This window comes from Adhaeribacter rhizoryzae (assembly GCF_008629685.1).
Lineage (GTDB): Bacteria > Bacteroidota > Bacteroidia > Cytophagales > Hymenobacteraceae > Adhaeribacter > Adhaeribacter rhizoryzae.
The window spans coordinates 204,526-217,801 of the sequence record NZ_VWSF01000009.1 but is presented as its reverse complement, the minus strand read 5'-3'; the positions used below and the strand labels follow the sequence as shown (position 1 = coordinate 217,801).

Genomic DNA, 13,276 nt, shown 5'->3' with positions numbered 1-13,276 from the left:
TTAGTGCAACTCACGCTGCTGGCTTTGTTTGCCGCTAGCAAGATAATGCTCTTGCACCTGGCTTCTAAACAGAAAGAAGCCGTGCCGCTGGCAGAAAGCTTTACCCGGCAAGAAGTCGCTTGTCTGCAGGCTTTACAAAAACGTTATGAAGGAAAAACAGCCAAGCAGCGGAATCCTTACCCCCAAGACTCTTTACAATGGTGCTACTGGATAATAGCCCGATTAGGCGGGTGGAAACCCCACGAAAAGCAGGCGGGGGTGATTACCCTTTTGCGCGGTTGGAATTACTTCCAGCATATCTTGCACGGGTGGACCCTGGCCCAAAAATTTGTGTCCTAATCGTAGCCCTAAATTAGGGAAGAAGTTCGGCCGAACCGGAACGTTGCGGATTAGCTTTGTTGAGCGGGCTTGTTAATTATTAACAATAATTTAAGCTTAGAAAAGCAGCAGCTACTGGCATCTGACATCAGTTTGGGCAATGAGGGCCTTCTAAGGTTGTGGTGCGCAGCATTCCGACGATAGGAGGAAAACAAGCTTAGACAGCCCGAATGACCAAACGGGCCCCACCGGGCAGGAGGCTACTTAGGTAATGGCCAACAGTTAGCACTTAGGCATTGAAAGATGAAATCTTTCAAAAGGTAAACAGGTAAAAAAATAAATTTGCTTGCCGGTCATAAGACACGGCAAGGGCGGAGTGCTGACTTTGATTAGGTGTATTTTACATAGCACAAACCCTTATATGCATAAGCCTGCACAAAACAAAAAAGGGAAGCTGTTAAAGCTTCCCTTTTTTATATGTGATTAAAAACCAAATTACGCTTCAGCCGGCGCCTCAACGGGCAACACAGATACGTAAGAACGGTTTTTAGCACCTTTTTTAAATTCAACCACGCCATCAGCTAAAGCAAATAAGGTATGGTCTTTTCCTAAACCTACATTTTTGCCAGGGTGGTGTGCGGTACCCCGCTGACGAACAATAATATTACCAGCAATGATGGCCTGGCCACCATAAATTTTTACACCCAGTCGTTTGCTATGCGATTCACGACCGTTGTTCGAACTACCTGCTCCTTTTTTGTGTGCCATCTCTTTATAAAATTAAAACGGTAAAGCGTCAATTAATACTTTGGTAAATTGTTGGCGGTGACCATTTTTCTTTTTGTAACCTTTGCGACGTTTCTTTTTGAAAACGATCACTTTGTCACCTTTTACATGGCCAAGTATTTTACCGGTTACTTTAAAGTTATCAACAAGCGGAGCGCCTACAGTTACGGTTCCGTTGTTGTCGGTTAATAATACATTGGCGAACTCTACGGCGTCACCTTCATTGCCGGAAAGCTTATTGGTATAGACGAATTTACCGCCTTCTACCTTGGTCTGACGACCAGCTATGTCTACGATTGCGTACATGTTGCTTTCTTTTTGTTTTGATAATTAGGGTGCAAAAGTAACAGAAATTTCAGAAAGGGCCAAACAACCAATAGTTTATTTTGTTAGAAACAGAAATATAGCTCAACTTATATGTGCTGTTTGGGGATAACTAAGTGACTGTTACGGATAAACTTGTGGATAAACAGGTACTTAATCAACATTAACTGCTGTATAACTTGTGGAGAAATAAACCTTTTTTAGGGCGGTATAAAAAGGGGTTGTTCCGTATATTTGACTCAAAGATTCGCTTAAATAACCCCGGTATATCCCGGAATATTTAAAAAATAAAAAGGTAATTAAAAGTGAATCAAAGGGTTAAATATTAATCTTTCTAAAATTAACTGATAATTTAAAGAGCAAAGCATGGAGCCAATCTTAGAAGAAAACCCGAATAGGTTCGTCCTGTTCCCGATTCAGCACGACAATGTGTGGCAGATGTATAAAAAGGCGGAAGCAAGTTTCTGGACGGCCGAAGAGATTGATCTTTCGCAGGACCAGAAAGACTGGGAACGCCTGAACGACGGGGAGAAACATTTTATCTCGCACGTGTTAGCTTTCTTTGCCGCCTCGGATGGTATTGTAAACGAGAATCTGGCCATTAATTTCATGCAGGAAGTTCAGATTCCGGAAGCCCGTTGTTTTTACGGTTTCCAGATTATGATGGAAAATATCCACTCCGAAACCTACTCTTTATTAATAGATACTTATATAAAAGATCCGGTAGAAAAAGACCGCCTCTTTAACGCGCTCGAAACCGTGGATTGCGTGAAGAAAAAAGGCGAGTGGGCGTTGAAGTGGATTAACTCCGAAAACTTTACCGAACGCCTGATCGCCTTTGCGGCCGTAGAAGGTATTTTCTTCTCGGGTTCTTTCTGCTCTATTTTCTGGCTGAAGAAACGCGGATTAATGCCTGGCTTAACTTTTTCGAACGAATTGATTTCCAGGGACGAAGGATTGCACTGTGATTTTGCGTGTTTGCTGTACTCAATGCTGCAAAACAAGTTAACGGAAGAGCGCGTACAAACCATAATTCGCGACGCCGTTAGCATTGAGCAGGAGTTTGTAACCGATGCGTTGCCCGTTGACCTGATAGGTATGAATGCCAAATTAATGAGCCAATATATCGAGTTTGTTGCGGATCGCCTCCTCGTAGCTCTGGGCTGCTCTAAAATCTACAATGCTACCAACCCATTCGACTTTATGGAAATGATCTCGCTGCAAGGCAAGACCAATTTCTTTGAGAAACGGGTAGGAGAGTACCAGAAAGCGGGCGTTATGAGTGACCGGACGGATAACATGTTCTCGCTCGACGAGGACTTTTAACCTAACCTTTGCAAGATGAGGAACCTGAAAAAAAGAAATTTAAAACTTCTGCCCTTTCAGGTTCCCCCGTCTACTTTCATCTACCACAATTTTTTATCTATCAATGTACTGTTACACCGGTTTTGGCCGGGTGCAGGGAATGTTTTGCTTTGCCTGTTCCACAACCTTTTAATTCCTCTATTTGCCTATGTTAGTTATAAAAAGAGACGGCCGACGTGAATCGGTTAAATTTGATAAAATTACCGCCCGGATAGAAAAGTTGTGCTACGGGCTGCACATGGAATTTGTGAGTCCGATTGAGGTGGCCAAAAAAGTGATCGATGGTATTTACGATGGCGTAACCACCGTAGAACTCGATAACCTGGCCGCGGAAATTGCCGCTTCCATGACGACCAAACACCCGGATTACGCCATTCTGGCTGCCCGGATTGCCATTTCTAACCTGCACAAAGTAACGGCTAAGTCGTTCAGCAGCACCATGAAACGGTTGTATACCTACGAAGACCCAAAAACCGGTGAAAACGCTTCGTTGCTGGCCAAAGACGTGTACGAGGTAATCCGGAAACACGCGGCTTTGCTGGACTCCAGCATTATTTACGACCGCGACTATAACTACGATTATTTCGGTTACAAAACCCTGGAGCGCTCTTACTTGCTGCGCCTCGACGGTAAAATTGTAGAGCGTCCGCAGCACATGCTTATGCGCGTGGCTATTGGTATCCATAAAAACGACATTGAGCAGGCCATCGAAACATACAATTTAATGTCGGAGAAATGGTTTACGCACGCTACGCCTACTTTATTTAACGCCGGCTCACCCAAGCCGCAGTTGTCGAGTTGCTTCCTGCTTACGATGAAAGACGACAGCATTGCCGGCATTTACGATACGCTGAAAAACTGCGCGCTTATTTCGCAGAGTGCCGGTGGTATTGGCTTAAGCATCCACGGGGTACGGGCAACCGGCTCTTATATTAAAGGTACCAACGGAACATCTAATGGTTTGGTGCCGATGCTGAAAGTGTTTAACGACACGGCCCGCTACGTAGACCAGGGCGGCGGTAAACGCAAAGGCGCTTTTGCTATTTATTTAGAGCCTTGGCACGCCGATATTTTCGAGTTCCTGGATTTACGCAAAAACCATGGTAAAGAAGAAATGCGGGCCCGCGATTTATTTTTCGCCCTCTGGACGCCGGATTTGTTTATGAAGCGCGTAGAAGAAAACGGCGACTGGAGCCTTTTCTGCCCGAACGAAGCGCCTGGTTTAGATGAGTGCTGGGGCAAAGAGTTTGAAATGCTTTATGCTAAATACGAACGTGAAGGCCGCGCCCGCAAAACCATAAAAGCGCAGGAACTGTGGTTTGCCATTCTGGAAGCCCAGACCGAAACCGGTACGCCGTACATGCTGTTTAAAGACCATGCCAACAGCAAGTCTAACCAGCAAAATTTAGGTACCATTAAGTCTAGTAACTTGTGTACCGAAATTATGGAGTACACTTCCGCCGACGAAATTGCGGTTTGTAACCTGGCCTCTTTGGCTTTGCCGCGCTACGTAACCGGCGAAGGCGACCACAAGCGTTTCGACCACCAGAAACTGTACGACGTAACGTATCAGGTAACCAAAAACCTGAACAAGGTTATTGATATTAATTATTACCCGGTACCAGAAGCCAAAAAATCGAACATGCGCCACAGGCCAATTGGTTTGGGTATACAAGGGTTAGCCGATACGTTTATTCATTTGCGCATGCCATTTGAAAGCGAAGAGGCACAGCAACTGAACAAAGAAATATTCGAAACCATCTATTTCGCGGCCATGACGGCTTCGAAAGATTTGGCAAAGAAAGACGGCCCGTACGCGACCTTCGAAGGTTCGCCGCTGAGCCGGGGTATTTTCCAGTTCGATATGTGGGGCGTAAAACCCGAGTCGGGCCGTTGGGATTGGGAAGCTTTGCGCAACGAGGTAGTAGAGCACGGTGTGCGCAACTCTTTATTAGTAGCGCCTATGCCAACCGCTTCTACCGCGCAAATATTGGGTAACAACGAAAGCTTCGAACCTTATACCTCTAATATTTATGTGCGTCGCGTACTCAGCGGCGAGTTTATGGTGGTAAACAAGCACTTGTTGAAAGACCTGATTAAACTCGGCATCTGGAACGATAACCTGAAAAACCAGATTATTGCGGCCAACGGTTCGGTACAAAATATTCCGAACATCCCGCAAAATATTAAAGGCCTGTACAAAACCGTATGGGAAATTAAGCAGAAAACCATTATCGATATGAGTGCTGACCGCGGCGCGTACATCTGCCAAAGCCAGAGCCTGAACCTGCACGTGCAGAACCCGAACTTCGGTAAACTTACTTCGATGCACTTCCACGCCTGGAAACGCGGCTTGAAAACCGGTATGTACTACCTGCGTACCAAAGCCGCCGTGGATGCCATCAAGTTTACGGTGGAAAAACAAGCCGCCGAAACGCTCCAGCCAGTCTACAACAACAGCAGTGTCGACCAAAACAAAAGCGACATGGCATGCTCTCTGGATAACCCGGATGCATGTGAGGCTTGTGGTAGTTAATAATCCTTAATAAAAGAAAAAGGCGGTTTAACTAAACCGCCTTTTTCTTTTATTAAAATGGCTTAAAGATGGTTTGAGGGTTTTCTGATTTTAACCTTCCATAAAATTCTATTGCATATCTATCAGTCATCCCTGCAATGAAATCACAGATTATTCTTTTTCTATAAAGATCAGCACTTGGGATTCTGCTAAATACAAACTGATAATCGTCAGGCATTAATTGATAGCCTCTGTCATCTTTATAAAGGGCATCAAAAATCGTCTTAACTATTTCCTTGCCTCTAACCTCAGCTATTTTTAATCTTGAGGACTCGATTTGAGAAGTAAAAGTAAAATTTTTTAAAACCTCAACTTCTTCTCTGGTTTGCTTTTTTAGATATACCTTTGACAGAGCAGGGATATCTTCATTCGGTTCAAAGTCTACACCTTCTATAAATCTATTTACCAGAGTAGATGTCAGTTGTGTCCTTAAATAACCATCTTGCGCTGCATCTAAAGCCATCATATATGATGTTGATGCGAAATGACTAGCGAATTCGGCTACTCTGCGGGGATTTAACTCATCGTCAGAAACTGAAGTAAATTCAGTATTAAACTTTGATACAATGTCTTCTGGTGTATATGCTAAAAGCTCATAAAATAAATCTTGAATAATTATACTTATATCGACCTCACTATAAATGGTGGAAACGCCTTCCTTTTCCATATTTCTTGAGACTTTTGCAGCAACTCTTTTTAAGCTTTCCGCTTTAGCACCTAAAAGATCTAAGGGTGTTAAAAATTTTGCTTTAAAGGCATCTTCTAAATCATAAGTAGAATACGCTATATCATCTGCAATATCCATAATATAACATTCTATTGTCCTGAAATTATCAGAAAATCCAGGCCTTCCTGTTACATTATGCTTTATGCGTTTAACTAATTCTTTATCATGATGATAATAGCCTTTATGAACAAAAGGGTTTTCTCCTAAACTTTCTGGGATCTCTTTATCATGTTTTAGAATCGCCGCTAAAGTCCTATAGCACAAGTTTAATCCACATCTATTGTCTATATTGCCATTATAATCAAAATGATGTTTATTGCCTTTAAAGGCTTTTTTTTCAATTTTTGTTAAGATTCTTAATGTCTGTGCATTTCCTTCGTACCCTCCGGAATCAAACATTAATTCATTTAATGCTTCTTCTCCATTATGGCCAAATGGAGGATGACCTAAATCATGTGCCAATGCGGCAAATTCAATAAGTTCAGTATCTATTTTTCCAACATTTTTAAAAAACTCATCTTCATTTAATTTCAAAGCTATTGTTTTTGCAATTTGTGCAACCTCGATAGAGTGAGTTAATCTATTCCTAAAAAAATCAGACTCTACACCAGGAAAGAGCTGGGTTTTTCCCTGTAATCGTCTAAATGAGGATGAATGAATTAGGCGTGCATAATCTCTTCGGAAATCATTTCTATAAGCTGTATCGTTTATAGTAGGTATCTCCCGGTCACAATCTGATATTATATTGTATAATTTTTTCATCTTAAAAAGTTAAAGGCGAGCAAATATATCTGCTCGCCTTTAATCGAAATAATTAAAATTTTATTAATACTATTTATTAATAAATGTAGATGCTTTATGAGAATGCCTAGTGCTCTTTTCCTCACTAGTTTCTTTTCCCTGTCTTGCAGAAGTTTCGGTCCTATTATTATACTCTGTATAATAAGATCTTTGAAAGGCTTTTTCGCGCGATTCCTTAAACAAATTACCAAAAACAGATTGTCTTTTCATGATAGCAAAAGTATTAACTTTTTTGATATAATTATATATACGCTATATATTTAAAACTGTTAAAAGAATGTTCAATAATGGTGCTAATGATTATTTTATCTAAACTTATATATAATTTATTACATAACGAATAAAAATTAATATTATTTTTATTCGTTATTAGCTCAATAGATTGTTTGCGTTATAATGGTTTATAATTCAATGATTTATATTATTTCTATTTATAGTTTAGGAAGCCAATCTACCTTGTTGTGCGTAGAGTTAGCGGATCGCTCTACTTATAGCTAAGATAAATCTTGTTAATTGGAATTGAAATATTAGGCCAGCATTTTCTCCAGATAAATATTTGCTACGTATCTTTAGTTAAAACAAAGGTAAAATCCATGAATATCCAGGCGCTTAAATACGAAATTATAGAATGGGTAATCCAAACTCAGGATAATTCTTTGCTGGAAGCGCTTAAGTCTATTAAAGATTCTAATGCTTCTTCCACCAATTGGTTCGATGAATTAAGTCTGGCCGAAAAAGAATCTATAAACCGGGGTAAAGCCAATCATGAGCAAGGCGAGGTATTAACGAACAAAGAGTTCTGGGCTGGTTATGAAGACAAGGTATAATATTCTTTGGTCGAAGGAAGCAAAACTTCAGTTTACCAAAATTGTAGCTTATCTCTTGCTGGCGCGAGGCTCCGCCTCGTGTCTTTTTATTCCAAAGGCCTCTGGCCGGTGTGAACCTACCTGTTGATAAAATTTTAAATAATAAGTATAGCGGCCAGAGGCCGGAGGAAGTAATCACGAGCGGGACGCTCGCGATAGGGTGGTGTTTGGTTGGGGCAGATTAACTGGTTTTGGAAAGTGCCGTATAAGGCGATATTATGTCGAGGCGGTATAAAACGTATGAAGGCGGTTTATTCTTTGTAACGCTTACCGTAGTAGGCTGGATAGACGTATTTACCCGCCGCGAATATTGCGATTGCCTGGTACAAAACCTGAAATATTGCCAGGAAAAGAAAGGACTGCAACTCTACGCTTATTGCATCATGAGCAGCCATGTGCATTTGATTGCGGCAGCAGAAACCGGGCTGCTTAATTTTCTGCTACGTGATTTCAAAAGCTATACCGCTAAACAACTGCTGCAATTGATAACCGATAATCCGCAAGAAAGCCGCAAAGAATGGTTGTTGTATTTATTCCGACACTTTGCGAAAAGTACGGCTAATACGCAAAACCAATTCTGGCAGCACCACAACCATCCTATTGAGTTAACCAGTAATAATTTAATCGACCAGAAAGTAGCATATATCCACCAGAATCCGGTTACTAGTGGTTTCGTAAATGAACCGCAGGATTATTTTTACAGCAGTGCCAATCCGCTAAGTCCTTTAAAAGTTCTGCCGCTGTAGTTCAGTAACTCTGGCGCGAGCGTCTCGCTCGTGTCTATCATTTTCAGGCCCCTGGCCTGTGTAATAATTTAATGTTTACAGCGGCCAGAGGCCGGAAGAAATAATCACGAGCGGGACGCTCGCGATAGCGCGATAGATTATTGGTTATTCTACGCATAGACTTTTGCGGAATCCTGTTATGCGTAGAGTTAGCGCAGCGCTCTACGTATTGTTTGGAAAGCCAATCTCTGATTGGCATATTCGCTAATAATGTATATAAAAAATAATAGTCCGGCCAAACTGCACTCCTTATTCTACTACATAAGGTATTGTTATATAAGTAAATAAGTTAGAAGAATAATGTTTTTTCGGGTTACGCCAATCAGAGATTGGCTTTCCGAACAATACGTAGAGCGCTGCGCTAACTCTACGCATAACCCAGCATAATAATTACCAAAGCGGTAGCATTGTGTAGTATCTGATTCCCGAGTTCACGTTAATTTAAAAGCAGGCTGCTTGTCCATTAATATTTATTAAATATTTTTAGAAGTTTAACTGAATGTTTCAGTGTAAGGCTGAAATATTTTTAGGGTGGTTGTATTTTGAATATTTTGGTAGCGCCGGATGATTGGTTAGAAATGCAGTAGCACCTTATTTGTTATCTGCTGCTTTTATAAACTGGTGGGCAGCATATAAAAAGAAAAAGGTGAGCTTACAGGCTCACCAGCTTTTTGGATAAATTTACGGATTTACTGTTTTTATGGGTAGCCTTACGGGGCTACTCTGGTGGCTAGCGTAATTTATAGCTGCTCTTGGTTGCTTTGTGAACTTACGGGTTCACGGTAGCCAAAGTGGGCTTACAGGCGCACGGTGTATTCAAGGGTTTTAGAACAGGCCGTTAATTACCGGGCTTATAATTTTACTTTTTTTAAGTCGGATAGTTCGCTCAGCAGCACATAACCGGTTTTGCCGTTTACAGTAATAATACCCCATTGGGCATTATGCTTGCGAATAAACTGCACCCGGTCGTTCGCGTTCAGGGTTTCGAGTACGTTAGTAGAGGTAGCAGCTTGCTGAAACATTTTTACGTTTTCGTGACGAACCTGGGTTTCGAGGGTGGTATTGTTGTGAGCCATGGCAAAACCTACTTGTACTAAAAGAGCGAGGGTGAAGAATGCTTTTTTCATAATTTTATCTGATTTGTTTTAGACGTTGCTTATTTTTTTATTAATCTTTTATAACTGGTTATATAAAGTAGTTTGCAACGCTTGTGCCAAATCTAAAAAAAGCCTAAAATAGGCTAAAAAGCCTGTTTTTGCGAATAACAGCTTAGAACTGTTCTATTACCGAACAATTAATGTTCGGTATTAATACAGTTCAAACACGGGCTGCTACATTGCCGGATGCCCCGGAATACAAGTAGGCACGCGCTTGCCAAACCAATTAAAATTTCTTTCTGGTTGAAGATATATTTCTTTAACGTAACCCTTAGAAACGAAACCGCTGTTCATAAAATATGAATTCGGTACAGATTAGAATAGGGGCCCGGTTGTAACTAATTTATTAGCGGTTTAGGCTATTGTAACCAAGGTTAATTTACTCAGGTAAGCAACTGACGAAAAGCTTCGGGGGTTTGGCCAATGTGTTTTTTAAAGAACCGGGCAAAATAAGAATTATCGAAATAACCCAGTTCGGCGGCAATTTGGGTAATGGTTAAGGACGAATGCGTGAGCAAGCGCCGGGCTTCCAGTAATATCCGCTCCTGCAATAATTCCGAAAGCGTTTTACCCGCAATATTTTTACCCAGGTCGTTTAGTTGCTTGGCGGTTAGGTGCATTTTTTCGGCGTAAAAGCTTACCGGCTGGTGTTGTTTGTAATGCTGCTCCAATAATTCTTCCAGTTGCTCCCAGGGGGTATTTGCGTTAAAAGCCGGCTGTCTGGAACCGTATTGGGCTTGGTAAACCCGGCTCAGCAGAATAAGCAAAATATTCAGGTAACTGGCTACGGCATTATCCCACTGCGGTTGTTGGTTTAGTTGCTCAGCGGCCATTTGTTGAATGATAGTGGTAACCGGTTTTACGTGGCCGGTCGGCAGCATTAAAGTTGGTTTTGGCAGCAATGTATTAAAAAACGGGAAGCGGTATATTTTGCCCAGCGGCTGCACGAGCCGGTAAAAATCTTGGTTAAAAAACAAAATATAACCAGCGGTATCGGCGGCTAATTGCCAGGCATGCACCTGGCCCGGACTAAGAAAAAATAAGGTGTGCGGGTTTACAGGGTAAGTTTTAAAATCGATGGTATGGGTGCCGGAGCCTTGGGTAATCAGCAGAATAATATAAAAATTGTGCTTATGCGGCTTCTGAATAAACGCATGTTGTTTTAAATGGGCTTCGAACCGGTTCAGGTAAAAGCCCGGACCCTGGCGCGAAGCTTCGGTAAAATCGTGGATCTGGTAAATGGGTAAAGGCTTTTTCGGCATTTGGGTTAGGTTAGCGCCAACCCAAAAATACAGAAAGGATATTACACTAACCTATCCGGGTTTACTTTTTCGGAATCAGGCTGCAAGGCCCTTCGTACCGGATAAAAATATTAATCCAGAGCGCCCGCGATAACCGGAACATAACCGGCAGCAGGCCCACTACTACTACCAATACTGCTACTGCCACCATGGCTGTGGTTAATTCTTCTACAAATAAGCTGAGTAAAAATAAAACAACTAAAAATATACCGGTGCTGAAACCAAAACTCACGTACATGGCGCCGTAATAATAGCCTGGTTCCGGCTCAAAAGTTTGGCCGCAGCAATTACAATTAGGGTGCATATCGGCAAAACGGCGGGTGTACAAAGTGCCCGGCGGAAACATATTGCCCTCGCGACACCGGGGGCATTTGGTGTTTATAATACCGTATAATAATGATCTTTCTCGCGGTTCCATAAATAAAAAGAGCTTTCTTGCTTATACTCTATCCTGGCACAAAGGTATTCCGGTAAGGTTAATTATTTACCGGACAGAATAGACAATTTATAGCATAATCTGGCCTTAACCGACCGGTTTATGCGTATACGTCATAAATTTAAACAAGGCTTTGTTCCGCCCGTTTGGCAGAGAGCCCTAACCAAAACTATTTTATTGGGGTTAATAAATTATTAATTAAACCTATACAACCTTAAAACACAAAACGATGAAATCGAAATTAGTAGCGTATATACTTTGGTTTTTCCTGGGATTTATTTCTTTGCACCGATTTTACCTGGGTAAGGTAGGAACGGGTATATTATACCTGGTTACCTTTCAGTTATTTGGTATTGGCTGGCTGATAGATGCGTTTACCTTAAGCGGCATGGTAGATAACTATAACAACGAACGCCGGATAGAACAACTGGAACGGGGCTACCGCTAAAAATTAGGCTCCGGGCAACGGTATTAAGTTGCCCGGAGCCTGTTGGTAATGCAAGGGTTAGTTTGTTTCTTCCGGTTCTATTTCGGCCACCCGCCCAATCTGGCCGTCTTGTAGCCGTACTTTAATGCCCCGCGAGTGAAACAGTGCGCTGGTAAGAATATCTTTTACAATGCCGTAAGTAAGCTTACCGCTGCGCTGGTCTTTTTTTAAAATAATGGCTACGGGTAAGCCCGGGTAAATGTCTTTTCGGTTTTGGCCGCTCATGTTGGGTAAATTAATATTTATCTGATTTGTGCCGTTGCTAACTTTAGGTTAAGGTGCGATCTTGCTGTTCGTACAAGGCTAAGCCGTAAGCCGTTGCTAATACATAAATAAGCTGGGTGCCGGCGGTTCCCCAATCTTCTTTTAAGGTAGTGCCCAACAGCAGCGCCCCTAGTATCAGGCCGCATAATATTAAGCCGTAGCGGCCATATTTACCACCAGCCAATATCAGAATGCCCGCTAGAAATTCCAGTATTGGCAATATCAGTAAAAAAGGTTTGGCCAGAGCGGTAGGTAAAAACGTGCCTTCAAAGCCCGTGGCCATTTTAGTGGCAAACGCGTTTAACTTGGGCAAACGTACTAATCCGTGCATGAGCATATTAATGCCTAAACCCAGGCGTAAAATAAACAAAGCTGAGAAAATATTCAGAAGCTTGGGCATGATAGCAGTTTTTGGTACGGGTGCAAATAAACTATTTATCCGTAACTTGAACAAAGAACCGGCCCAAGATAATCTGGTTGCGTTTAGTTTACCGTGAAAGGAATAATTATAGTTTTGGGCGCACCCAACGATGAGCAGGGGCAATTAAGTATTATGGCTTTGAACCGGCTCCAGACGGCTTTAAGGTTTTACCGCCATAACTACGGTTTTAAATTTTTGTGCACCGGCGGCTTTGGTCCGCACTTTAACACCACTAACCAGCCCCACGCGTACTATGCTGCCCAATATTTAATGAGCCGGGGCGTGCCAACCGCTAATATTTTGCCCTTTGTACTAAGCCGCAATACCGTAGAAGATGCTACCCTGGTGCAGCCCCTACTAGCCCAACATCAGCCCGATAAGGTGGTGGTGGTTACTTCCGATTTTCACCTGCCTCGCGCAGAGCTGCTATTTAACAAGTACGTAACCAACCAGCCTGTTTTATTTCTGCAAGCTGTTTCTACCTTGGATGCGGCTACACTAAATAAATTACAGGGGCACGAACGCAACGCCTTGGCGTGGTTACGCCAGCAGCCGGATTTTAACTGAGAAATATGGCCTGTTCAGAAGAGCGGTACAGGCAGAAGTAAAAAATAAAAGGCGCACAATATGCACGCCCTTTATACCCAAACAAACAATATTTTT

Annotated in this window: 14 protein-coding genes and 1 pseudogene; 7 read left to right on the top strand and 8 right to left on the bottom strand. The window is 42.2% G+C overall.

What is annotated here, in order from left to right; all coding sequences use genetic code 11:
- Window positions 1-339, top strand: a pseudogene (locus F0145_RS26220) (IS4-like element ISSysp3 family transposase); the annotation flags it as partial.
- Window positions 340-813: 474 nt separating this feature from the next.
- On the opposite strand, the gene rpmA reads toward F0145_RS26220, so the two are convergent.
- Together rpmA and rplU are read right to left on the bottom strand one after the other, a co-directional pair.
- Window positions 814-1,086: a 50S ribosomal protein L27 gene (rpmA, locus tag F0145_RS13620; RefSeq protein ID WP_146899955.1), complete on the bottom strand. Its 273-nt coding sequence runs from the start codon at window positions 1,084-1,086 to the stop codon at window positions 814-816.
- A gap of 12 nt (window positions 1,087-1,098) precedes the next feature.
- A complete protein-coding gene (gene rplU, locus F0145_RS13615) occupies window positions 1,099-1,410 on the bottom strand; it encodes a 50S ribosomal protein L21 (protein WP_146899958.1) in 312 nt (103 codons plus the stop codon).
- Window positions 1,411-1,794: 384 nt separating this feature from the next.
- On the opposite strand from rplU, the gene F0145_RS13610 reads away from it, so the two are divergent.
- Together F0145_RS13610 and F0145_RS13605 are read left to right on the top strand one after the other, a co-directional pair.
- The gene (locus F0145_RS13610; RefSeq protein ID WP_150088965.1) at window positions 1,795-2,754 is read left to right on the top strand and encodes a ribonucleoside-diphosphate reductase small subunit; all 960 of its coding nucleotides are present in this window, start codon (window positions 1,795-1,797) and stop codon (window positions 2,752-2,754) included.
- A gap of 187 nt (window positions 2,755-2,941) precedes the next feature.
- Entirely contained in the window at window positions 2,942-5,329 is a 2,388-nt protein-coding gene (locus F0145_RS13605) for a ribonucleoside-diphosphate reductase subunit alpha (RefSeq protein ID WP_150088964.1), read from the top strand.
- A gap of 52 nt (window positions 5,330-5,381) precedes the next feature.
- On the opposite strand, the gene F0145_RS13600 is transcribed toward F0145_RS13605, so the two are convergent.
- Entirely contained in the window at window positions 5,382-6,857 is a 1,476-nt protein-coding gene (locus F0145_RS13600) for a deoxyguanosinetriphosphate triphosphohydrolase family protein (RefSeq protein WP_150088963.1), read from the bottom strand.
- 545 nt (window positions 6,858-7,402) lie between these two features.
- Here F0145_RS13600 and F0145_RS13595 point away from each other — a divergent pair.
- Both F0145_RS13595 and F0145_RS13590 read left to right on the top strand, forming a co-directional pair.
- Window positions 7,403-7,723: a hypothetical protein gene (locus F0145_RS13595; RefSeq protein WP_150088962.1), complete on the top strand. Its 321-nt coding sequence runs from the start codon at window positions 7,403-7,405 to the stop codon at window positions 7,721-7,723.
- 257 nt (window positions 7,724-7,980) lie between these two features.
- Window positions 7,981-8,508: an REP-associated tyrosine transposase gene (locus tag F0145_RS13590; protein ID WP_150088961.1), complete on the top strand. Its 528-nt coding sequence runs from the start codon at window positions 7,981-7,983 to the stop codon at window positions 8,506-8,508.
- Between the two features lie 890 nt (window positions 8,509-9,398).
- Here the strand turns inward: F0145_RS13590 and F0145_RS13585 are convergent.
- The 3 genes from F0145_RS13585 to F0145_RS13575 form a co-directional block, all read right to left on the bottom strand.
- Window positions 9,399-9,674: an SH3 domain-containing protein gene (locus F0145_RS13585; protein WP_150088960.1), complete on the bottom strand. Its 276-nt coding sequence runs from the start codon at window positions 9,672-9,674 to the stop codon at window positions 9,399-9,401.
- Between the two features lie 413 nt (window positions 9,675-10,087).
- Window positions 10,088-10,966 carry a helix-turn-helix domain-containing protein gene (locus F0145_RS13580; protein ID WP_150088959.1) on the bottom strand — a complete coding sequence of 293 codons (879 nt, stop codon included), beginning with the start codon at window positions 10,964-10,966 and terminating at the stop codon, window positions 10,088-10,090.
- A 61-nt stretch (window positions 10,967-11,027) separates the two neighbouring features.
- Window positions 11,028-11,423 carry a DUF983 domain-containing protein gene (locus F0145_RS13575; protein WP_223816044.1) on the bottom strand — a complete coding sequence of 132 codons (396 nt, stop codon included), beginning with the start codon at window positions 11,421-11,423 and terminating at the stop codon, window positions 11,028-11,030.
- Between the two features lie 247 nt (window positions 11,424-11,670).
- On the opposite strand from F0145_RS13575, the gene F0145_RS13570 reads away from it, so the two are divergent.
- Complete coding sequence (locus F0145_RS13570) at window positions 11,671-11,889, top strand: TM2 domain-containing protein (protein WP_150088958.1); 219 nt, start codon at window positions 11,671-11,673, stop codon at window positions 11,887-11,889.
- Window positions 11,890-11,946: 57 nt separating this feature from the next.
- Here the strand turns inward: F0145_RS13570 and F0145_RS13565 are convergent, their stop codons facing one another.
- Complete coding sequence (locus F0145_RS13565) at window positions 11,947-12,153, bottom strand: YwbE family protein (protein ID WP_150088957.1); 207 nt, start codon at window positions 12,151-12,153, stop codon at window positions 11,947-11,949.
- Between the two features lie 43 nt (window positions 12,154-12,196).
- Window positions 12,197-12,592 carry a DoxX family protein gene (locus tag F0145_RS13560; protein WP_150088956.1) on the bottom strand — a complete coding sequence of 132 codons (396 nt, stop codon included), beginning with the start codon at window positions 12,590-12,592 and terminating at the stop codon, window positions 12,197-12,199.
- Between the two features lie 93 nt (window positions 12,593-12,685).
- On the opposite strand from F0145_RS13560, the gene F0145_RS13555 reads away from it, so the two are divergent.
- Entirely contained in the window at window positions 12,686-13,180 is a 495-nt protein-coding gene (locus tag F0145_RS13555) for a YdcF family protein (RefSeq protein ID WP_150088955.1), read from the top strand.
- Window positions 13,181-13,276 lie beyond the last annotated feature (96 nt).

Bases quoted from the DNA above. Each gene is read 5' to 3' on its own strand.
- rpmA (WP_146899955.1), bottom strand. From the start codon at position 1,086: ATGGCACACAAAAAAGGAGCAGGTAGTTCGAACAACGGTCGTGAATCG.
- rplU (WP_146899958.1), bottom strand. From the start codon at position 1,410: ATGTACGCAATCGTAGACATAGCTGGTCGTCAGACCAAGGTAGAAGGC.
- F0145_RS13610 (WP_150088965.1), top strand. From the start codon at position 1,795: ATGGAGCCAATCTTAGAAGAAAACCCGAATAGGTTCGTCCTGTTCCCG.
- F0145_RS13605 (WP_150088964.1), top strand. From the start codon at position 2,942: ATGTTAGTTATAAAAAGAGACGGCCGACGTGAATCGGTTAAATTTGAT.
- F0145_RS13600 (WP_150088963.1), bottom strand. From the start codon at position 6,857: ATGAAAAAATTATACAATATAATATCAGATTGTGACCGGGAGATACCT.
- F0145_RS13590 (WP_150088961.1), top strand. From the start codon at position 7,981: ATGTCGAGGCGGTATAAAACGTATGAAGGCGGTTTATTCTTTGTAACG.
- F0145_RS13585 (WP_150088960.1), bottom strand. From the start codon at position 9,674: ATGAAAAAAGCATTCTTCACCCTCGCTCTTTTAGTACAAGTAGGTTTT.
- F0145_RS13580 (WP_150088959.1), bottom strand. From the start codon at position 10,966: ATGCCGAAAAAGCCTTTACCCATTTACCAGATCCACGATTTTACCGAA.
- F0145_RS13575 (WP_223816044.1), bottom strand. From the start codon at position 11,423: ATGGAACCGCGAGAAAGATCATTATTATACGGTATTATAAACACCAAA.
- F0145_RS13570 (WP_150088958.1), top strand. From the start codon at position 11,671: ATGAAATCGAAATTAGTAGCGTATATACTTTGGTTTTTCCTGGGATTT.
- F0145_RS13565 (WP_150088957.1), bottom strand. From the start codon at position 12,153: ATGAGCGGCCAAAACCGAAAAGACATTTACCCGGGCTTACCCGTAGCC.
- F0145_RS13560 (WP_150088956.1), bottom strand. From the start codon at position 12,592: ATGCCCAAGCTTCTGAATATTTTCTCAGCTTTGTTTATTTTACGCCTG.